The organism is Gordonia sp. L191, from assembly GCF_030077625.1.
GTDB classification, from domain to species: Bacteria; Actinomycetota; Actinomycetes; order Mycobacteriales; family Mycobacteriaceae; genus Gordonia; species Gordonia polyisoprenivorans_A.
On sequence record NZ_CP125996.1, the window covers coordinates 215,587 to 235,228 of the forward strand.

General features: G+C 66.6%; 20 protein-coding genes. 8 read left to right on the forward strand and 12 right to left on the reverse strand.

Annotated features, from left to right (window positions below):
- Positions 1-8: 8 nt before the first annotated feature.
- On the forward strand, positions 9-1,607 hold the full coding sequence (locus QNM97_RS01000; RefSeq protein ID WP_283821202.1) for an acyl-CoA synthetase: 1,599 nt from the start codon (positions 9-11) through the stop codon (positions 1,605-1,607).
- A gap of 29 nt (positions 1,608-1,636) precedes the next feature.
- Here QNM97_RS01000 and QNM97_RS01005 read toward each other — a convergent pair whose 3' ends face one another.
- From QNM97_RS01005 to QNM97_RS01020, 4 genes are all read right to left on the reverse strand, one after another.
- Complete coding sequence (locus QNM97_RS01005) at positions 1,637-3,175, reverse strand: acyl-CoA synthetase (RefSeq protein ID WP_283821203.1); 1,539 nt, start codon at positions 3,173-3,175, stop codon at positions 1,637-1,639.
- A 58-nt stretch (positions 3,176-3,233) separates the two neighbouring features.
- Complete coding sequence (locus QNM97_RS01010) at positions 3,234-4,070, reverse strand: SDR family oxidoreductase (RefSeq protein WP_283821204.1); 837 nt, start codon at positions 4,068-4,070, stop codon at positions 3,234-3,236.
- Positions 4,071-4,147: 77 nt separating this feature from the next.
- Entirely contained in the window at positions 4,148-4,942 is a 795-nt protein-coding gene (locus QNM97_RS01015) for a maleylpyruvate isomerase N-terminal domain-containing protein (RefSeq protein ID WP_283821205.1), read from the reverse strand.
- A 23-nt stretch (positions 4,943-4,965) separates the two neighbouring features.
- On the reverse strand, positions 4,966-6,423 hold the full coding sequence (locus tag QNM97_RS01020; RefSeq protein WP_283821206.1) for an aldehyde dehydrogenase: 1,458 nt from the start codon (positions 6,421-6,423) through the stop codon (positions 4,966-4,968).
- A gap of 172 nt (positions 6,424-6,595) precedes the next feature.
- Between QNM97_RS01020 and QNM97_RS01025 the strand changes: the two genes are divergently transcribed.
- Positions 6,596-7,636 (forward strand): AraC family transcriptional regulator, encoded by a 1,041-nt coding sequence (locus QNM97_RS01025; RefSeq protein ID WP_283821207.1) that lies wholly within the window; start codon positions 6,596-6,598, stop codon positions 7,634-7,636.
- Here QNM97_RS01025 and QNM97_RS01030 read toward each other — a convergent pair.
- Together QNM97_RS01030 and QNM97_RS01035 are read right to left on the reverse strand one after the other, a co-directional pair.
- Positions 7,599-8,435, reverse strand: a complete 837-nt coding sequence (locus QNM97_RS01030) for an SDR family oxidoreductase (protein WP_283821209.1) — start codon at positions 8,433-8,435, stop codon at positions 7,599-7,601. The genes QNM97_RS01025 and QNM97_RS01030 overlap by 38 nt on opposite strands.
- A 152-nt stretch (positions 8,436-8,587) precedes the next feature.
- Positions 8,588-9,238, reverse strand: coding sequence for an NAD(P)-dependent oxidoreductase (locus QNM97_RS01035; protein WP_283821210.1), 651 nt, complete (start codon positions 9,236-9,238; stop codon positions 8,588-8,590).
- A gap of 122 nt (positions 9,239-9,360) precedes the next feature.
- Between QNM97_RS01035 and QNM97_RS01040 the strand changes: the two genes are divergently transcribed.
- Positions 9,361-9,786, forward strand: coding sequence for a DUF7832 domain-containing protein (locus QNM97_RS01040; RefSeq protein ID WP_283821211.1), 426 nt, complete (start codon positions 9,361-9,363; stop codon positions 9,784-9,786).
- Here QNM97_RS01040 and zapE read toward each other — a convergent pair.
- Positions 9,757-10,743 carry a cell division protein ZapE gene (gene zapE, locus QNM97_RS01045; RefSeq protein WP_283821212.1) on the reverse strand — a complete coding sequence of 329 codons (987 nt, stop codon included), beginning with the start codon at positions 10,741-10,743 and terminating at the stop codon, positions 9,757-9,759. The genes QNM97_RS01040 and zapE overlap by 30 nt on opposite strands.
- Before the next feature lie 42 nt (positions 10,744-10,785).
- Between zapE and QNM97_RS01050 the strand changes: the two genes are divergently transcribed.
- Positions 10,786-11,355: a TetR/AcrR family transcriptional regulator gene (locus tag QNM97_RS01050; protein ID WP_283821213.1), complete on the forward strand. Its 570-nt coding sequence runs from the start codon at positions 10,786-10,788 to the stop codon at positions 11,353-11,355.
- Here QNM97_RS01050 and QNM97_RS01055 read toward each other — a convergent pair.
- The 4 genes from QNM97_RS01055 to echA20 are packed head-to-tail and all read right to left on the reverse strand — an operon-like array spanning position 11,342 to position 14,900.
- On the reverse strand, positions 11,342-12,457 hold the full coding sequence (locus QNM97_RS01055; RefSeq protein ID WP_283821214.1) for an NAD(P)H-dependent flavin oxidoreductase: 1,116 nt from the start codon (positions 12,455-12,457) through the stop codon (positions 11,342-11,344). The genes QNM97_RS01050 and QNM97_RS01055 overlap by 14 nt on opposite strands.
- A 1-nt stretch (position 12,458) precedes the next feature.
- A complete protein-coding gene (locus tag QNM97_RS01060; RefSeq protein WP_283821215.1) occupies positions 12,459-13,217 on the reverse strand; it encodes a CoA-transferase subunit beta in 759 nt (252 codons plus the stop codon).
- A complete protein-coding gene (locus QNM97_RS01065) occupies positions 13,214-14,128 on the reverse strand; it encodes a CoA transferase subunit A (RefSeq protein ID WP_283821216.1) in 915 nt (304 codons plus the stop codon). Before QNM97_RS01065 ends, QNM97_RS01060 begins: the two co-directional genes overlap by 4 nt.
- A 1-nt stretch (position 14,129) precedes the next feature.
- Positions 14,130-14,900, reverse strand: a complete 771-nt coding sequence (echA20, locus tag QNM97_RS01070; RefSeq protein ID WP_208792718.1) for a (7aS)-7a-methyl-1,5-dioxo-2,3,5,6,7,7a-hexahydro-1H-indene-carboxyl-CoA hydrolase — start codon at positions 14,898-14,900, stop codon at positions 14,130-14,132.
- A 72-nt stretch (positions 14,901-14,972) separates the two neighbouring features.
- Between echA20 and QNM97_RS01075 the strand changes: the two genes are divergently transcribed.
- From QNM97_RS01075 to QNM97_RS01085, 3 genes are read left to right on the forward strand one after another with little or no spacing between them, the layout of a single operon-like run.
- On the forward strand, positions 14,973-15,782 hold the full coding sequence (locus QNM97_RS01075) for an SDR family oxidoreductase (RefSeq protein WP_283821217.1): 810 nt from the start codon (positions 14,973-14,975) through the stop codon (positions 15,780-15,782).
- Positions 15,783-15,838: 56 nt separating this feature from the next.
- Positions 15,839-16,738: an SDR family oxidoreductase gene (locus QNM97_RS01080; RefSeq protein WP_283821219.1), complete on the forward strand. Its 900-nt coding sequence runs from the start codon at positions 15,839-15,841 to the stop codon at positions 16,736-16,738.
- A gap of 31 nt (positions 16,739-16,769) precedes the next feature.
- Positions 16,770-17,141 (forward strand): DUF8021 domain-containing protein, encoded by a 372-nt coding sequence (locus QNM97_RS01085; RefSeq protein ID WP_283821220.1) that lies wholly within the window; start codon positions 16,770-16,772, stop codon positions 17,139-17,141.
- A 27-nt stretch (positions 17,142-17,168) separates the two neighbouring features.
- On the opposite strand, the gene QNM97_RS01090 is transcribed toward QNM97_RS01085, so the two are convergent.
- A complete protein-coding gene (locus QNM97_RS01090) occupies positions 17,169-17,825 on the reverse strand; it encodes a GNAT family N-acetyltransferase (RefSeq protein WP_283821221.1) in 657 nt (218 codons plus the stop codon).
- A gap of 159 nt (positions 17,826-17,984) precedes the next feature.
- Here QNM97_RS01090 and fadD8 point away from each other — a divergent pair, with 159 nt between their 5' ends.
- A complete protein-coding gene (fadD8, locus tag QNM97_RS01095) occupies positions 17,985-19,622 on the forward strand; it encodes a fatty-acid--CoA ligase FadD8 (RefSeq protein WP_283821222.1) in 1,638 nt (545 codons plus the stop codon).
- Positions 19,623-19,642: the final 20 nt, after the last annotated feature.

The following is a 19,642-nucleotide window of genomic DNA, read 5'->3' on the forward strand; positions in this document are numbered from 1 at the left end:
AGGCAGTGATGGGACCGGAATTCAGCGAATCGACCGAGGCGGCGATCCGGACGGCGCGCGAACACTCGATCGGCGCGTTGCTGCATCGCAGCGCCCAGCGCAGCCCCGACAAGATCGCGATCATCGACGGGGACACGGAACTGACGTTCGCCGAGTTCGATGCCGCGGTGAACCGGTGCGCCAACACCCTGACCGCGCGGGGTCTGCTACGCGGAGATCGATTGGCGCTGATCAGCCACAACTGCTGGCAGTTCGGCGTTCTCAACTTCGCGACCGCCCGCCTCGGGGTGATCCTGGTACCCATCAACTTCGGGCTCGGCGCCGAGGAGATCGCGTTCATCCTGACCCACAGCGGGGCACGCGGCGTCGTCGTCGAGGACGCTCTCGGACCGACGGTCACCTCGGCGATCGACCTCGCCGCCGCCGCGGTCGACATCCGCGGATGGATCGCGCTGTCCGGTGCCGCGCCGGCACACGGCTGGGAGGACGCGACGGCGTGGATGACCACCGGCGACGCGACGGCTCCCGGCATCGTCGTCGGCGACGACGAGCCGGTGCGGATGATGTACACCTCCGGCACCGAGTCCCGACCCAAGGGGGTGCTGCTGTCCAGCAAATCGCTGATCACGCAGTATGTTTCGTGCATCATCGACGGTGGCATGTCGGGTGAGGACGTCGAGATCCACTCGCTGCCGATGTATCACTGCGCGCAACTCGACTGCTTCTTCTCCACCGACATCTACCTCGGGGCGACCAGTATCATCCTGCCCGCGCCCGATCCGGCGACGATCCTGGCGACCATCGAGTCCGCGCGTGTCACCAAACTGTTCTGCCCGCCGACGGTCTGGATCTCGCTGCTGCGTCATCCCGACTTCGACACGCGCGACCTGTCGTCGCTACGCAAGGGGTATTACGGCGCCTCGCCGATGCCGGTGGAGATCCTGCGCGAGTTGTCACGCCGGTTGCCCGAGGTGTTGTTGTGGAATTTCTACGGCCAGACCGAGATGTCGCCGCTGGCAACCATTCTGCAGCCGCATGAGCAGATCGACCGGGCCGGGTCGGCCGGGCGGGCATCGGTGAACGTCGAGACCAAGGTCGTCGATGATGACGACAATCCGGTGCCGGTGGGGCAGGTCGGCGAGATCGTACACCGCAGTCCCCATGCGGCACTGGGCTATTACCACGACGAGGAGAAGACCGCTGCGGCATTCCGCAACGGCTGGTTCCACTCCGGCGACCTCGGCGTCATCGACGCCGACGGCTACCTCTCGGTGGTCGACCGCAAGAAGGACATGATCAAGACCGGTGGGGAGAACGTCGCCTCACGGGAGGTCGAGGAGGCCATCTACCTGCTCGACGGCGTGGCCGAGGTCGCGGTCTTCGGTGTGCCACATCCGAAGTGGATCGAGGCGGTCACCGCCGTCGTCGTCCCCAAGGACGGCGCGACCCTCACCGAGGAGGCCGTCGCGGCCCACCTCGAGCCGATCCTCGCCGGATACAAGCGGCCGAAGTACATCGTGTTCGCCGACGCCCTGCCGAAGAACCCGAGCGGCAAGATCCTCAAGAAGGATCTGCGCGTCGAGCACAACGCGATCGCGTCGGCGTAGCACCAAGGGTGATCGGGCCCGGGGCCGGCTCACCTGTCGGGACGTTGATGTGCCAGTTCGCGTTTGACGAGCTTGCCGGTGGGTGTGCGGGGTAGTCGGTCGGTGAACTCGATGCGTCGGGGAAGTTTGAACCCGGCCACCTGCGTGCGTAGGTGATCGGTGATCGCCTCGGCGAGTTGCTCGGTGTCGATCTCGTCGACCGGAGTCACCGGCTGGATCACCGCGACGACGGCTTCGCCCAGGTCGGGATCGGGCTCGCCGATCACGGCCGCGTCCAGCACATCCGGATGGGTGATGGTGGCGTTCTCGATCTCCTGCGGATAGATGTTCACCCCGCCGGAGATGATCAAGAAGGTGCCGCGGTCGGTGAGGAACAGGTATCCGTCGTCGTCGAGGTACCCGACGTCGCCGGTGGTCGTCCAGGTCGGATGGTCGGGATGGATTGCTGCCCGGGTCTTCTCGGGATCATTGTGGTATTCGAAGGGCAACTCGTCGCGTTCGAAGTAGATGGTTCCGATCGTGCCGGGCGGAAGTTCGGCGCCGGATTCGTCACAGATGTGGGCGACACCGAGGACGGGTGTCCCCACCGTCCCGGGCTTGGCCAACCGTTGCGGTGTGTCGACCAGGGTGAGTCCGTTGAGTTCGGTGGAGGAATAGTATTCGGAGAGAATCGGTCCCCACCAGTCGATCATCTGGTGCTTGACCTCCACCGGGCACGGCGCAGCCGCGTGGACCGCCACCGCAAGACTCGAGACATCGTACCGGTCACGCACTGCTGCAGGAAGTGTGAGCATCCGCACGAACACCGTCGGGACCCACTGGCTGTAGGTCACCCGATGGCGTTCGATGTATTCGAGAGCCTTCTGGGCGTCGAATCGCGACATCACCACGACGGTGCCGCCGAGAGCCTGCACGGCGGCACAGGTCCGCAGTGGGGCAGCGTGATACAGCGGTGCGGGCGAAAGATACACCGTCTCGGCGGACACGTGCCAGATCGTCCGGTTCATCTCGATCATCGTGTCACCGGCGTCGCGGATCTGCCGTGCCGGCAGTGCGGGTTTGATTCCCTTGGGGCGTCCGGTCGTTCCCGACGAATACAACATGTCCGCACCGCGGGGCTGATCGTCCGGTGGTGTGTCGGACTCGCGGGCGGCAGCCGCATCGAGATCGTCGTACCCGTTCACCGTCCCGCCGAACGACAGTCGGACACCGACTTCGGGAATCGACGGGACGAGCGTGGTCGCGACATCGCCGAGTGCGGCGTCGACGATCAGGGTCGACGCGCCGCAATCGTTGACGATGTAGGCGATATCCCCGGGCGTGAGATGCCAGTTGACCATCGTCAGATAGACGCCGGAACGCATGGCCGCCCAATAGATGTCGAACACCCGGGCCGTATTCGTCGCCAGAACGGCCACGTGCGCTCCGGCGCGCACCCCGCGCGTGCGAAGCGTGCGGGCAATCCGGACGGACTGCGATTCCAGTTGGGCGAACGTGGTGACGACACCGGTGTCGGCCATGATGACGGCAGGTTTGTCCGGGGTGTCGAGGTGCGCGCCGGGGTACATGGTCGGGGCTACTCCTGGTGGGGGTGCGGTGGGCGAGGGATCGGGACAGGTTGAGAAATCAGTAGAGGTAGTCTTCGCCGCTGGCGCGGACGGTGACATCGGAGAGGCTGATACCCCACGGCTGATCGATCACGTGGACAACCGCATTCGCGAGATCGTCCGGCGTGATCAACCAGTACCGGATCGAATCGACGTCGGACAGCTCGGCCGACAACCGCCCCTCGGTCAACGCGGTGACATGCTCGCCGTATTCGGCCGCACGCTGCCCGACGAGACCGAAGATCGCCGAGTCGTTGACGATCCAGCTCGCCAGATTGGTGCCGGTGACGCCGGTGGGCTTGACGGTGGTCACCTTGATCTTGCCCTTCGACTCGATGCGCAGGGAATCGGAGAGCACGGTGACGGCGGCCTTGGTGGCGCTGTAGACGCCGGACCCCGCGATCCCCGCGTTGCCGTAGATCGATGAGATGTTGACGACCTGCCCGCGTCCCTGCGCGATCATCTGGTCGTAGACCGCCGAGATCCCGTTGACAACACCTTTGATGTTGATGTCGATGGCGCGGTGCCACTTGTCGGCGGCCCGTTCGTGATCTGCGAAATACGCCAGCGGCATGACTCCGGCGTTGTTGACGAGCACGTCGATGGCGCCGTAGGCCTCGACGGCATGCTGTGCCGCCGAACGCATCTGGGCGAGGTCGGTGACGTCGGCGGTCTGTGCCATCGCGTCATGACCGGCGTCGCGGATCTGCGCGACAACGGAATTCAGGTCGTCGGCGTTGACATCGATCCCGACCACATGTGCACCTCCGGCAGCGCACTTCTCGGCGATGAGCTTTCCGAAGCCACTGGCCGCGCCGGTGACGATGATGGTCTTGTCCTTCAGATGTTCGGACATGCGTGATCTCCTGTGAGTGTGTGGGGCAGTGAATGGTTGGGGCACCCAGCGAGGTGGGGTGGGAGCAGGGTTCGGGATCAGACGATGTCGATACGGTCGAGCACCCCCGCCACACGCGCGCGGTCTCCGGTGATGTCGACGGCGGAGCGCCAGGCAGTCCGGCGAGTGGCCCAGCGCGTGAAGTCGAGTGCGTCGCTGTTGGCGACATGGTCTGGGAGGTCTGGGGTTTCGGTGACAACCACGCCATCCTCGATCCGCTCGATCCGGAAGCTGCGATCGGTGACGCCGGTGAGGTGGAGCCCGACCGGGGCGTCGAGCGCAGCGGTCAGCACATCGCCACACATGGCGGGTAGCCCGGCCATCATCCAGTCGATCGCCGGGTCGATCGCCGCGCCCACCGCAATGGCGAGGTCGGTGCTGACCGGACCGAACGGAGCGAGGAGATCCGCGGTCAGGTGGACGAGATGGTCGAAGGCCAGCGCATCGGCCAGCTGCGCCAGATGATAGGTGCCGAGATCAAGCAGATCGACTGTCGCCGAACTCATCTCGGGTGCCGGCAAGGCTTCGAGTGCGCCGAGTCCGGCCGCCGACTGAACCCGGTAGTACTCGACGACCTCGGCGGGTTCCCAGTCCGCGCGTTCGATGACCGCGGCGTCGTTGAGACGCTCGGACCGGCCGCTGGGATTGTCCGGCAGGTCCAGCGTCGGATCGGCGATGAAGTTGAAGAAGAAGCCCATATGGCAGATCAGATCCTGGACCCGCCAACCACGGCACGCGGCGTCGGCGGCCCAGTCCTCGGGATCGAAGGTCGTGATGAGATCGGTGGTGACTGCGGCCAATTCGCGGGCCGCGGCAACTCCGGCGTCGGACATGATGAATTCTCGCTCTCTGGTGATCAGGCTGTGAGGAAGACCGACTTGGTGCGCTGGTAGGCGGCGAGCCCTTCCGGGCCGAGTTCGCGGCCGATGCCGCTGGCCTTCACCCCGCCGAACGGTGAGCCCCAGTCGAGATTGAAGGTGTTGACCCCGAACGATCCGGTGTCGACGCGACGTGCGACGTCGAGCCCGCGCTCGTCGTCGGACGTCCATACCGTCCCGCCGAGCCCGTAGTCGGAATCGTTGGCCATGGCGATCGCCTCGTCGACGTCGCGGTAGCCGAGTACGGTCAGTACCGGGCCGAAGATCTCCTCACGGGCCAGGGTGCTGGTGTTGTCGAGACCGCTGAAGACGGTCGGTGCGACGAAGTATCCCTGGTCGATTCCGTCCGGAGCCCCGCCTCCGGTGGTGACGGTTCCTCCGTCGGCGCGGCCGCGTTCGATGTAGGAGAGCACCCGGTTGCGCTGTGTGTCGCTCACCAGCGGCCCGATGGCGGTGTTCTCGTCGAGTGGATCGCCGATCGGTAGTGCGGCGGCCATGGCGCTGATCGCATCGACATATGTCGGATAGATGTTGTGGGGAACCAGGATTCGGGTCGACATGTAGCAGGTCTGGCCGGTGTTGAGCAACGACGCGGTGGCCAGGCCGCCGACGGTGGTCTCGATGTCGGCGTCGTCGAGGACGATGGCGGCCGATTTTCCGCCGAGCTCGAGTGTCACCGGACGGATCATCTCCCCGCACACCCGGCCGATCTGTCGTCCCGCCGCGGTCGACCCGGTGAAGGCGACCTTGTCGATGCCCGGATGTGCCACCAGGTATTCGCCGACCGCGGCACCTCCGGTGACGATGTTGAGTACCCCCTCGGGCAGCCCGGCGTCGATGGCGGCCTCGGCCAGTACGTAGGAGTCCAGCGTGGTCTCGGGCGCCGGCTTCAGCACCACGGTGCAACCGGCGGCCAGTGCCGGGGCGATCTTGAACATCGACAGGATCGCGGGGAAGTTCCACGGTGCGATGGCGGCGACGACGCCGACCGGTTCGCGTCGAACAACGGTGGTACCCGGCATCGGTTGGCTGCTGCGTCGCTCCTCGACGGGCAGGGTGCCGATCAGGCCCGCGTAGTAGCGCAGCAGTTGCACCGGCGCAGCACCTTCGGCGAAGCGGGAGAGAGTGATGGGCATGCCGTTCTCGGTGCTCACGGCGGTGGCGCGGGAGTCGGCGCGGGCCTGAAGTGCGTCGGCAAAACGGTTGAGGATCGTGGCTCGCTCCGCCGCGGGCATCGACCTCCACCCCGACGACGCGAACGCGGTACGGGCGGCGTCGACCGCGGCGTCCACATCGGCGGTGATCGACTCGGGAACGGTGCCGATCTGCTGCTCGGTCAGGGGTGAGATGACCGGAAGGGTTGCGGTGGAGGCGGGGGCGCGAAAGCGCCCACCGATGAACAGCTCCGTACGCGTGGTCGGTTCGACGGTCGTCATGGGTGCCTCCTCGTTGAGGCGGTGTCGCGGTGGTGAGACCGCCGCGAGTGTGTGTGGCGGATCGGTGTGAACCACCTACTGTGTCCATCGTCATAGCTGACTGCCGAAAATTCTTGACATCTGGTGACGACTTTTTTACTTGTGGACACACGTGTGCTACGGGAGATCTGCGGTGGCGAGTGATCTCATCAGTGCTGCACTCACGCAGATGCAAGAGCTGGTCACCGAACTCGGAGGGGATCCTCGTGCGCTGGCCGACCGGGTCGGCATCGATCTCGCCGTGGTCGGCGCGCACGATCGCTTCGTCGCGTTCAGCGCGGTTGCGGCACTGCTCGGGCTCGCCGCCGCGGAGCTGGGTGTGGACGACTTCGCGTTGCGACTTGCCGGTCGCCAGAGCCCGGACATCCTCGGACCGGTCGCGATCGTGGCGCGCAACACCGCGACCGTGGGCGCGGCGTTGCAGTCGATCATCGAGTACTCACACGTCTACAGTCCGGCGATGGCGACACATCTGCACCGCCATCCGACCACGGTTGAATACGAGTTCCGTACGTTGTTGCGTCGCTTGCCATTTTGTGAGCACATCGTCGAACTTGCGCTGGGTGTGACCCTGTCCGCGTTCACGATGCTCGCGGGGCCCGGATTCCATCCGGCACGGGTGACATTCGTTCATCCGCCGTTGTCGGACCGCTCGGTGTACACCGACCGCTTCGACTGTCCGGTCGACTTCGAGCAGGAACGCAACGCGATGTACTTTCCCCAGGGTCTGATGCACCGGGCCCTACCCGATGTCGACCCACTTGCCCGCGATCTCGCCGTGCGCTTCATGGCCGGCTCGGACCGCCGGGATTCGCTTGCCGACGCTGTCGCCGAGGTGGTCAAACGGTCGCTGCCGGTCGGTGCCGCGACGCTCCCACGGGTGTCGCACCTGATGGCAATGCACCCGCGTGCTCTGCAACGCCAATTATCGGAGTCCGGAACGACTTTCGAGGAGATCGTCGACCAGGTCCGGCGAGACATGGTCGACGGTCTCCTCGCGAATCGTTCGGTGTCCCTGTCGGCGATCGCGCGGCAGCTCGGCTATACCGAGCAGAGTTCGCTGACCCGTAGCGTGAAGCGGTGGTTCGGCACCACCCCGATGGCCCGGCGCCGCGAGTTGCGGGACAATCCCGGGGTCAGTACAGGTAGTCCTCGCCACTCGCACGCACGGTGACGTCGGAAAGGCTGATGCCCCAAGGTTGGTCGATCACATGGACGACGGCGTCGGCGAGTTCGTCGGGTGTGATCAACCAGCACTCGACGGAGTCGGAATCGGTGAGTTCGTCGGGAAGCGTGCCCGCGACCATCTGCTTGGTGTGCTCGGCGTACTGTGCCGCGCGTTGCCCGACCATCCCGAAGATGGCTGCGCCGTTGACGATCCAGCTGGCCAGGTTGGTGCCGGCGACCCCGGTGGGGCGCACCGTGGTGACCTTGATCCTGCCCTTGGTCTCGATGCGCAGAGAATCCGACAGCGCGTTGACCGCCGCCTTGGTCGCGCTGTACACCCCGGACCCGGCGACGCCTGCGTTGCCGTAGATCGACGAGATGTTCACCACGTGGCCGCGGCCCTGCTCGATCATCTGGTCGTAGACCGCCGAGATGCCGTTGAGCACGCCCTTGATGTTGATGTCGATGGCCCGATGCCAGCGGTCGGCGGCCCGCTCGTGGTCGGCGAAGAACGCCAGCGGCATCACGCCGGCGTTGTTGACGATGACGTCGATCGCCCCGAACTCCGCGACGGTTTGTGTTGCCACATCTCGCATCTGGGCGAGATCGGTCACGTCCGCGCCGATCGCCAATGCCTGCCCGCCGGTGGTGCGGATGCCGTCGACAACGGCTCCGAGGCCGGCCTCGTTGACGTCCACCCCCACGACGCGCGCGCCGCCGGCCGCACACTTCTCGGCGATGAGCGCGCCGAAGCCGCTTGCGGCACCGGTGATGATGATGACCTTGTCGGTGAGATGTCCGGACACGCGAGCCCCCTCTGGCGCCGACCGAGTTGCCGCCGATGCGGCAAATCGGTTCGGATGCTACACCGGCACCGCGCCTGGGCGTTTCGGGCCCTCGGCGGTTCGGCACTCGGTGCAACCGGCCGCCCGGGCCGCCCGGGCCGCCGGAGAGGCCGTCAGTGCCCGGTGGTGAATCGCTTGCGGACGTGCGCGCGCTTCTCGATCTCGTCGACGAAGGCGAGTGCGTAGTCGGTACCCGAGATCTCCGAGCTGCCATCGTCCTTGGTCACCAGGAGATCGTCGTCGGTGCGATAAGTGCCGGTGGTCTCGCCGGGTGCCCAGGACCCGAACAGGGCGGCCGGGGAGACATAGAACCAGTCGAGTTCGTCGGGGCCGGCGCGCAGTGCGTCGAGCACATCCGCGTGGGCCAACGCCTCCGGCTTCCATTCGTCGTTGAAGTCCGGAGTGTCGACCAGTCGTGGGCCGCCCTCGGCGACCAGCGAACTACCGGCGCCACCGACCACACCGACACGTGTGTGGTGCGCAATTGCTGCCGCGGTCACCGCCGGGATGAGGTCGACGAGTGGTTTCCCATCGACGTCGGCGCCGTGGACCGCGATCACCACGACGTCGGCGGTCTCGGCGACGCGATTGACCAGATCGGTATCGGCGAGCGATCCGACGTCGTAGGTCACGCCGTCGACGGGGTCTGCGGTTGCGCCGTTTCGGCTGTAGGAGGTGACCCGATGACCGCGGCGAACGGCCTCTGCGGCGATGTGACCACCGGCGTACCCGGTGCCTCCGAAAATGGCGATGTGAGAACTCATACCGGGTGCAACCGGACCGTGGTCCGGAGTTATTCCGGCGGGTCCGAGACGTTGCACCACGCGGTCGGTCATCCGTCCGACATGACTGGGCGGGTCGAGTACGGCGCCCTACGCTGACCGTCGTGACCTATGACGATGCCGAGTGGCACACGGATTCGGTGATCGACCTCGGCCTCGATGAGTCCGCGGCCGCCATCCACATCGCGGCCTTCATGGGCTGGGCGTGTAGACGCGGGTTGGTGCCCGCCGACGGCCATGCCGACGCGATCGCCGACGCCATCTCCAGAACCGATCACCCCACCGGGTTCGTGGCGACACACTTCGTCTCGCAGATCAACGTCAACAACCTCACTCCGCGTGGAAATCTCTTCGCCGAGCAGTGCTACGACGCGTATCTCCGGGCCTTACCCCACACCGAGCTGATGGCCCGGTACGACAACGACTATCGCGTACCCGACACCTGGGACACCGTGGAGGAGATCGGCGCGCTGCTCGACGAGTTGTACGCGGCGTGGGAGTCACCCGGCGGCGGACTCGCCGAGCGTTGACAGTCTGCTCGTCACGCGGGCCCGCGACATGGGATCCATTGCGGCGCAATGGCCGAATTCTGTTCTGTTGAGCGCACACTCGATGTTCAGTTCCGCCTCCTGGTCATAGAGGATGTCGACGAGGTGGACGAAGCGACGGGCACTCTGGCGGTCGGTTGTGGCGAGACCGGGAACGCCGCTGACGGTCCACGAACGGTATCGGTGAGCAAGGCGAAGATAGTCGGCGGCACCGAGCGGGCGGCCACAGATCTCCTCGAACGTCACCCCGATGTGGTCGCGAGTCGAGTCCCACACGGAGATGGTTCGTCCGTTGACCGACGTGGGCTGCGAGACCCGTTGTGGTGGTGTGCCGTTCACGGTGATCCACAGACCGCCAGCGAAGCCGTGGTCGCGGCGCGCGTTCGGACGGTGAATCGTGCGGTAGTCCGTACCGCCATCGAGTTCTATCGCCATGCAGTGTGTTTCGATGAAGTCGATGGTCGGCAGGAAGGTGGCGTGCAACAGCGGGTGGGGCATCAGAGCCGAAGGCCGGTGATTGGACGTGATGATCAGGCGGACGCCGCGCTCGATCGTTCGCCGGATCACCGCGTCGACGTAGATCCCGTCGGCGCGGTCGTCGACGCTCAATTCATCGAAACACAGGACCCGGATACCCGACGTGATCGTCGCCAGTGCTCCCTCGACGCCGTGATCTTTGATCAACGCATCGAGATCACGCCCGAACTCGTGCCAATGCAGCCGCCGTACCCACTTCGGGGGCAGTGCGCCGAGGTAGGTGTCGACAAGCCACGTCTTCCCTCGACCCACCGGCCCGGAGACATACAGATGATCACGGCCCGAGAGATGCTGTGCCGCAACGAGTTGGGTTGGATCGAGTCGAAAGCCGGCCCGGGTCGCGGCCTCGACGACAACGTCGTCACCCACCAGCGGCGCGGACTGCTTTCGGCGACCGAACATTCCCAAACTCTATCATCATAGAGTCTGGCTATCATGTGACGTGTGCCCCGTCCCGACCGCCGCCCACGAATCGCCGATGCCGCGCTGGAACTCGCGGCGTCCGGGGGTACACACGCGCTCACGCATCAGGCGATCGATCGTCGGCTCGACTTACCGAAGGGATCGACCTCGTATTACTTCCGCACTCGCGAAGCGCTCTTGTTGGCCGCCGCCGACCGGCTGATCACCATCTCCCGTGAGCGGTTCCGCGGCACGCTCGAAATGTCCGCCGGACAGACCCATCCGGTTGAGGTGATCAGCGACTACGTGACCGAACTCGTCACCGACCGCGTGGCCGAGGTGAGCGCGCGTCAGGCGCTGTTGCTCGACGCCGAAATCGGGGATGACGTCCGCGGGCGCCTGCGCCGCTGCTTCTTCTCCGAGGACGCTGCCGCAGGGCTGATGCAGTCGCTGGGGTCCGCGCAGCCGCAAGCCGCAGCCCGCAGGCTGGTGACCGTCCTGGAGGGAGTCGTCCACAGCCACACGCAGGGTCTTTACTGCGACGAGCCCCAGTCCTCACGGCGCGAGCTCGTCGCCGATCTCGTTGAGCGAACGCTCCTCACACTGCGCTGACCGGTGCGGCGAGTGCGTGTAGACGCTCGTGGGCCTGCGTCATGACCGACTGGATCAACTCGTCGCAGCTGGGCAGGTCATCGATCATGCCGACGACCTGACCCGAGGCGAGGACCCCCGCGCGGGTGTCGCCCTCGACGAGTCCCGCGCGCAACAACATCGGGGTGTTGCCTGCCATGATGATCTGCTGCCAGGTGCGTTCCCCGGAGCGTCGCATGGCGCGCCCGTCGCGCAGCATCGTCGTCCAACGCATCCCGGTCAGCTGCTTGAACTCGTTGGCGTTACGGGCGGCGGCGACAAGGGCTTTGACGGCGCTACCGCTCTCCAGCGCCTCGACGAGCGGGGTGCGCAAGACCCGATGCGGCATCCCGTCGACCTTCACCGACACCACCGTGTCGCCGAGGCCCCGGGCCAGATACTCCTGCTTGACGGCGTCGGGCACCGCCGAATCCGAGGTCAGCAGGAACCGCGTCCCCATCGCCACACCCTGCGCGCCATACGCCAGGGCCGCGGCCAGCCCGCGACCGTCGAAGAAGCCGCCGGCCGCCACCACCGGCATGTCGGAACCGTTGTCCGCGAGGGCATCGAGTACCGACGGCAGCAGCAACGTGGTGGCCACCGGTCCGGTGTGTCCGCCGCCCTCGCCGCCCTGCACGATTACCGCGTCGGCGCCCCAGGAAGCCACCTTCACCGCGTGTTTGGCTGCACCAATCGACGGGATCACCACCACACCATGCTCTTTGAGCTTGGCGATCAGCTCCTTCTTGGGCGCCAACGCGAACGACGCGACCTTGACGCCCTCGCGGATCAGTAGGTCGATCCGCTGCGGTGCGTCGGTGGCGTCGGCGCGGATGTTGACGCCGAAGGGCTTGTCGGTCAACGCTTTCGTCTTGGTGATGGCGGTCTCGAGCTCGTCGTAGGTCATCGTCGCCGACGCCAGGATTCCCAGTCCACCGGCGTTGGCCGTCGCCGATGTCAGCGACGGCCCCGACACCCAGCCCATCCCGGTTTGTACGATCGGGTACTCGACGCCGACGAGGTCGGTGAAGCTCGTCCGCAGGGGCGCGGCGCGCCCAGCGTCCGTTGTGTCAGAGCCGGTCATCTCATCGCACCTCTTTGGCGCGAACAACCTTGGGGTCGAGCACATCCCGGATCAGGCCGAGTTCCTCCTCGGAGGGTTCCCGGGTCGCCGGCGCCTCGTCGAGCCCGGCGATCTCGAAGGAGCTGTTCTCGGCGACCTCCTCGGCACTCACCCCGGGATGCAGCGACAGTGCACGCATCGTGTGGTCGGGCCCGCCGAAGTCGAAGACACCGAGATTGGTGACGACGCGAGCGATGTCGACGTCGTCGAAGGCGGGATTGTCGGGGTCGACCTTGTCGAAGCCGAGTCCGCAGACGATGTCGACGGCGTCGACGAACACGCGTGCCGAATGCCGGGGCACCCAATAACTCGTCGGATGGTTGATGGTGTTACCGGGCGCGCCCCGGGCGCCGAACATCTGTCGGGTCGGGTGTTGCAACGGGCCGAACGCCGACAGGTTCTGATTGCCGAAACGGTCGATCTGGTTGGCGCCCATCACCACATGGCGCCGGCCCGAGGCCACGACGTCGAACACCTTGGAGAACGGCATCCACCCCTCGATGGGACCCGTCTTGCCGATGGCCGGTGTGTCGGCGAGGATCAGCGCCTCTCCGTCGGTGATGAGCAGATCGGGCGCGAAGCTCAGGCGCGCCAAGCGTGCTCCGAGCAGCGGGATCGGGGCCATCGGCGACGCCATGATCTCGCCTGCGCCACGGAAGATCTCGGCGCAGGAGACGACGCAGTACTCGGCCCGGGTGACTTCGGTGGTCGCGGTGGTCACTTGCGGTCCTCCTGTTCGGCACGCCAGGCGGCGACCTCACGTTGGTAGGTGGGTTCGTCGACATCGAGGAAGCGCGTGCGGAACGCGGCCCAGGCGTCGGCGTCCTTGGCCTGCTCGACGTAGAACCGCTGGAACGCGTCGTCACGACCGTAGTCCCCGGCGAAGGAGTGGTGCGCGCCGTTCGGCGTGTGCACCACCCGGTCGACATTCATCCTGTTGAGCAGAAGACGTTGCACAGGAACGGATTTGACGAGAACCTCGGTGTCGACCAGCTGATCGGTCTCCAGATACCGGCGCGCTGCGGCGGCACAGAACAGGTCGTCCATGTACGGGTCGACACCGGTGTAGGCGGCGTTGCCGCGAGTATCGGCGAGATCGAGGTGGACGAAGGCGGCGTCGAGTCGCAGGGCGGGCATCGCGATGAGTGTCTGCGTGCGGCCGTCGGGGTCGGGATACGGGGACTCGATGGTCTTGAGCTCGCCCTCCCAGAACGCCGGCACATCGGAGCCGAGTCCGGCCCGGATCGGCAGGAACGGCAACCGGGCCGCGGCGGCCTGCAGCCCGCACTTGATCATGCCCTCGTCCATCTCGCGTGCCTCGATGGCGCCGGTGGTGCGGGCGTGGGCGAACCAGGGATCGTAGAACGGGGCGGAGTCCAGGGAGACGAAGCCGTAGTAGGCGCGCCTGACTTTGCCTGCAGCACAGAGTAGTCCGAGATCGGGCCCGCCGTAGGTGACGATGGTCAGGTCGGTCACCGCAGAGCGGGCCAACGCGCGGACGAGTGCCATCGGCTTGCGCCGCGAACCCCAGCCGCCGATACCGATCGTCATCCCGTCGCGCAGCTCGCCGATGACGTCGTCGAGCGTGCTCGTCTTGTCGGTGGGTGTGGCTGCAGTGGGTGTGGCTGCCATGTCAGGCGTGTCCTCCCGTGTTGAGGGCCTTGCCGGTCGCCACGAACTCATCGCGGTGTTCGTCGGCGACGCCGGCCAGATTGAGTTCGAAGGTGTATCCCTGCTCGAGGCGGTAGCTGGCCTTCACGTCCACCGGGTCGATGTGGTTGATCGCCGACTTCGCCGCGCGGATCACCCTGGTGTCCTTGGCGGCGATCTTCTCGGCGACATCGAGTGCCGCGGCATCGAGGTCGTCGGCGGCCACCACGCGATGGACCGAGCCGAAGTGCAGGAGTTGTTCTGCGGTGACGTTCTGGGCGGTGTAATACAGGGTGCGCATCATATGCTGGGGAACCAGACGTGCGAGATGTGTTGCGGCGCCCAGTGCCCCGCGATCGACCTCGGGAAGACCGAACACGGCGCCCTCGGAGGCGACGATCACGTCGGCGTTGCCGACCAGCCCGATTCCGCCACCGACGCAGAAGTTCTTGACCGCGACGACCACCGGGACGGCGCAGTCGTAGACCGCGCTGAACGCCGCGGTGCATCCGTGGTTGGCGGCGATCAACGCCCCGAATCCCTCGGTGGCCTGCATCTCCTTGATGTCGACACCGGCGTTGAAACCGCGGCCCTCCGCCCGCAGGATCACCACGTGTGTTTCCGGGTCGTTGCCCGCGGTGGTGATGGCGTCGGCGAGGTCGAACCACGCCGACGACGGCAGCGCGTTGACCGGCGGGTAGTCGACGGTGACGGTGACGACCCCGCCATCGGTGCGGGTAGTGGTGATCGGCACGCGTGCTCCTCTCGGCGAAGCGCTCGAAAAACCAACCAAGCAATTGCTTGGTTATTTGGTAGGGTAGCACCCATGACGACGACCGCACAGGTGACCGGACGGCCGGGACGCTACGACCTCGGGCTCGCCGGACGGGTCGTGTTGGTGACCGGTGGGGCCCGAGGTGTCGGGCTCGGCATCGTTGCCACCCTTGCCGACCTCGGCGTGACGCCGGTGGCCTGTGCTCGGCATTCGAACGACGAGCTCGAATCCATTTCCGCGGCAACATTTCTTCCGTGCGATGTGCGCGACGAGGACGCGGTGGCCGCCACTCTCGCGCGAATCGTCGAGACCCACGGGCGGATCGACGGCGTGATCAACAACGCGGGCGGGTCGCCGTTCGCACTGGCGGCCGACGCCTCGCCGCGCTTCGCGAGCAAGATCGTCGAGCTGAATCTGCTTGCCCCGCTGATCGTCGCGCGTGCGGCGCAGGCCGTCATGCGGGGTCAGGAGGGCGGTGGCGCGATCGTCAACATCTCGAGCGTGAGTGGCCGCCGCGCGTCGCCGGGAACGTCGGCATATGGGGCCGCCAAAGCCGGACTCGACAGTCTCACCGCCTCACTCGCCGTCGAATGGGCGCCCAGGGTTCGGGTGAACTCCATCGTCGCCGGACCGGTCGAGACCGAACAAGCGCACCTGCACTACGGCGACGACGCGGGTATCGCCGCGGTCGGCCGGACGATTCCGATGGGCCGCATGGCCCGCCCCGCCGACGTCGGCGCCGCCGCGGCCTTCCTGCTCTCACCGCTGGCCGGCTACATCACCGGCGCCACCCTGACCGTCCACGGCGGAGGCGAACTCCCGGCATTTCTCGCCGCCGCCAATGCCGGCAACGACGTCTGATCTGCAACCGAACGAACCGCGAGCTGTGAACCGAAACATCTGAGAGGACAACAACAGTGGCTGAGAGTGCGTCCAATGCCGGTCGTGTGGTCGTGGTGACCGGCGCCGGGCAGGGTATCGGCCGGGCGCACGCCCTGGCCTTCGCCGCCGACGGTGCCAAGGTGGTCGTCAACGACTTCGTGGCCGAGGCCGCGGACGCGGTGGCCGACGAGATCCGCACCGGTGGCGGTGACGCCATCACCGCCGCCGGCGACGTCGCCGACTGGGACACCGCGGCCGGCATCGTCGCCACCGCCGTCGACGAATTCGGCGCGCTCGACGCCCTGGTCAACAACGCGGGATTCGTGCGTGACCGCATGCTGGTCTCGATGGCCGAGGACGAGTGGGACGCCGTGGTCCGGGTACACCTCAAGGGCCACTTCGTGATGTTGCGCCATGCCGCCGCCCATTGGCGTGCAGAGGCCAAGGCCGGCAACCCGCGCATCGCCCGCGTCGTCAACACCTCGTCCGGGGCCGGCCTCTACGGCTCGGTCGGGCAGGGCAACTACGTCGCCGCCAAGGCCGGTATCGCGGCATTGACGGTCCAGGCCGCCGCCGAGATGGGCGGTTACGGGGTCACGGTCAATGCGATCGCACCGGCGGCGCGCACCGCGATGACCCTCGGTGCCGGCGAGGCGATGGCCGCGCAAATGGCCGCCCCCGACGACGGCTCCTTCGACGCGATGGATCCGGCGAACATCTCACCGCTGGTGTGCTGGCTCGCCTCTCCGCAATCAGGGGAGGTCACCGGACGGGTCTTCGAGGTGGAGGGCGGCAAGATCTCGATCACCGACGGCTGGCAGCGTAGCGTCGAACGCGACAAGGGCGCGCGCTGGGAATCGTCCGAACTCGGCCCGGTGATCGCCGAGATCATCGCAAAGGCGCCGGTGCCGATGCCGGTCTACGGAGCGCGCTGACACCGTTGGGTCGATACCTGTGGGGAGAGCCATGACCGACGCCGTGGCGGCGACCCGTGTCGCGGCGGCACGGGCCTACGTCGATGCCCTGGTCAGTCACGATGCGAGCGCGGTCGACCTGCATCCGGACTGCACCCGAGTCGAATTCGGCGTCAAGACCGGGCGCAACGGACCGCATATCGCGCGCAGCCTCGAACGCGGGCCACAGTTCCGGCTGATCCACCGCGTCAGTGCGTTCGAGGCCACCGTCGACGGACACAGCGTCACCACCCGCTACCTCGTTCACGTCGCACCGAAGATGCTGGGGCTCGCCGCGCCGGTGTCGGAGACCTTCGTCATCGACGAGGACACTCGGATTCGCGCGATCGTCGCCCGCTTCGGGCTGCCCCGGCGGGTCGGCTGAGCGCACCGACCCGCGCCAGGTGATCGGTCAGGCGCCCGGCGCCCGAACCACCATCGGCACACCCGGGAAGTAGGCGGCGATCTCCGAGCGCGACTTGCGCAGGGCGGCGGTACCGTAACCCTTCTTGCGATGCTCGGGATGAATCCAGATCCGCACGTCGACCTCGCCGGCGGTCAACTCGCCGAAGACGAAGCCCACCTTGGAGTCTCCCTCGATGGCGACGAGCCAGACGGCCTCCTCGTCGTCGACGCGTGCGGTGGCCTTGCTCAGTTCGTCGGCCAGATCGCCCGCGGGAGCACCCGAGCCGTCGCCGGCCACGCCGAGTTCGGAGGTGCGGGTGGCGAAGAGGTCGGCGTCCTCCTCCGGGGAGAAGGGGCGCAGGTCGAGGGTGTCGCCGCTGGATGCGGGCCGTTCGGCGAGGGTGAAGGTGAGCGCCGAGTTCAGGTCGTCGAGTTCGGCCTGGTTCTTGCGGCGCTCCTCCTTGGTGAGCTGATCGAGTTTCATGTCGAGGATCGCCTCGGCGCCGAGCTGGGACTTGTCCAGCAGTTCGGCGATCGCGGCGACGGCATCGGTGTGATTGTCGGCCTCGACGATGGTGTCGAGAACCTCATGGCGCCGCTCGAGAGCGGTCAGGAGTGCGTCGGTGATGTCGCGACGGGAGGTCGCCAGGTCCAGGTCAGTCATGCCTCGATCCTAATGCGGAGTGGTCGACCATGAGGGCAGACCGAATATGGAACACGTTCTAGTATGTAGAGGTCGCCCAGAACGCGACATCTGTGCATGTCATCGACGAATTCCGTCCACGGCCTTCCTCAGTTCTGAAACACGTCCTAGTCTGGACACATGACTGAGGACAGCTCTGTGACCGAATACGACCCGCTGCGCAGCGGGGTCCATCTGGGGGATCTCATGGTCGCGGCCCTGCGACGCCATCGCGACCACAAGGTGCTCGAACTCGGCGACACCGAACTCACCGGGGGTGAGATGGCCGACGCGGTCAGCCGGTACGTGCAGGCCTTCGAGTCGGTCGGCGCGGGATCGGGAACCGCCGTCGGGCTCCTGGCGCTCAACCGTCCGGAGGTGCTCCTGGTGATCGGTGCCGGGCAGACCCAGGGCTGGCGGCGCACCGCGCTGCATCCGCTCGGCTCGCTCGACGATCACGCCTACGTACTCTCCGACGCCGGGGTCACCACACTGGTCATCGATCCGGTGCCGATGTTCGTCGAGCGTGCGGCGGCGCTGGTGGACCGCGTCGAGAATCTCGAGCAGGTCCTCACCCTCGGGCCGGTGCCGGAGGAGCTCTCCGCATACGGTCGCGACATCATCGCCGAGGCCGACACGTTCTCGCCGCGCCCGCTGACCGCGGCGCCGCTACCCGGCGATCACATCGTGTCGATCACCTACACCGGCGGGACCACCGGAAAACCCAAGGGCGTCATCGGAACCGCGTCGGCGATGGCGACGATGACCCAGATCCAGCTCTCGGAGTGGGAATGGCCGGAGCGACCACGATTCCTGATGTGCACGCCGCTCTCACATGCCGGTGCCGCGTTCTTCGTGCCGACGCTGATGAAGGGCGGCACGATGATCGTGCTGTCGAAGTTCGACCCCGCACAGGTGCTCGCGACGATCGAGAATAAGAGGATCAGCGCCACCATGCTGGTGCCCTCGATGCTCTATGCGCTTCTCGATCATCCCGACTCGAAGACACGTGACCTCTCGTCACTGGAAACCGTGTATTACGGTGCCTCGCCGATCAATCCGGTGCGGCTCGCCGAGGCGATCGAACGTTTCGGCCCGATCTTCGCCCAGTACTACGGGCAGTCCGAAGCCCCGATGGTGATCAGCTACCTCGGTAAGCACGACCATCCGAAGCCGGGCGAGGACACCCGCCGACTGTCGAGCTGTGGCCGGCCGTCGGCCTTCCTTCACACCGCGCTCCTCGGCCCCGACGACGCGCCCGTCGCACCGGGCGAGCCCGGCGAGATCTGTGTGGCCGGACCGCTTCTCGCCGGCGGCTATTGGGGCCTGCCCGAGCAGACCGCGGCGACCTTCCGGGACGGTTGGCTGCGGACGGGCGACGTCGCGCGCGAAGACGACGACGGCTTCTGGTACATCGTCGACCGCACCAAGGACATGATCGTCACCGGCGGCTTCAACGTCTTTCCGCGGGAGGTCGAAGATGTTGTCGCCGAACACCCTTCCGTCGCACAGGTCGGTGTGATCGGGGTACCCGACGACAAATGGGGTGAGGCGGTCACCGCGGTCGTGGTGTTGCGTGCCGACGCCACATCCGACGACCACGGACGGGCGCGGATCGCCTGCGAGATCCAGGGCGCGGTGAAGGAACGCAAGGGTGCGGTGCAATCGCCCAAGCAGGTGATCTTCGCCGACGCGTTGCCGCTGACCGCGCTGGGCAAGCCCGACAAGAAGGCGCTGCGCGCACAGTTCTGGGAGTCGGCCGGCCGTGGGGTCGGCTGAGCGGCATCGACCGACAGCGT

What these genes read in the sequence shown, in the direction of transcription:
- QNM97_RS01000 (WP_283821202.1), top strand. Translation starts at nt 9, where the DNA reads ATGGGACCGGAATTCAGCGAATCGACCGAGGCGGCGATCCGGACGGCG.
- QNM97_RS01005 (WP_283821203.1), bottom strand. Translation starts at nt 3,175, where the DNA reads ATGTACCCCGGCGCGCACCTCGACACCCCGGACAAACCTGCCGTCATC.
- QNM97_RS01010 (WP_283821204.1), bottom strand. Translation starts at nt 4,070, where the DNA reads ATGTCCGAACATCTGAAGGACAAGACCATCATCGTCACCGGCGCGGCC.
- QNM97_RS01015 (WP_283821205.1), bottom strand. Translation starts at nt 4,942, where the DNA reads ATGTCCGACGCCGGAGTTGCCGCGGCCCGCGAATTGGCCGCAGTCACC.
- QNM97_RS01020 (WP_283821206.1), bottom strand. Translation starts at nt 6,423, where the DNA reads ATGACGACCGTCGAACCGACCACGCGTACGGAGCTGTTCATCGGTGGG.
- QNM97_RS01035 (WP_283821210.1), bottom strand. Translation starts at nt 9,238, where the DNA reads ATGAGTTCTCACATCGCCATTTTCGGAGGCACCGGGTACGCCGGTGGT.
- zapE (WP_283821212.1), bottom strand. Translation starts at nt 10,743, where the DNA reads ATGTTCGGTCGCCGAAAGCAGTCCGCGCCGCTGGTGGGTGACGACGTT.
- QNM97_RS01055 (WP_283821214.1), bottom strand. Translation starts at nt 12,457, where the DNA reads ATGACCGGCTCTGACACAACGGACGCTGGGCGCGCCGCGCCCCTGCGG.
- QNM97_RS01065 (WP_283821216.1), bottom strand. Translation starts at nt 14,128, where the DNA reads ATGGCAGCCACACCCACTGCAGCCACACCCACCGACAAGACGAGCACG.
- QNM97_RS01075 (WP_283821217.1), top strand. Translation starts at nt 14,973, where the DNA reads ATGACGACGACCGCACAGGTGACCGGACGGCCGGGACGCTACGACCTC.
- QNM97_RS01085 (WP_283821220.1), top strand. Translation starts at nt 16,770, where the DNA reads ATGACCGACGCCGTGGCGGCGACCCGTGTCGCGGCGGCACGGGCCTAC.
- QNM97_RS01090 (WP_283821221.1), bottom strand. Translation starts at nt 17,825, where the DNA reads ATGACTGACCTGGACCTGGCGACCTCCCGTCGCGACATCACCGACGCA.
- fadD8 (WP_283821222.1), top strand. Translation starts at nt 17,985, where the DNA reads ATGACTGAGGACAGCTCTGTGACCGAATACGACCCGCTGCGCAGCGGG.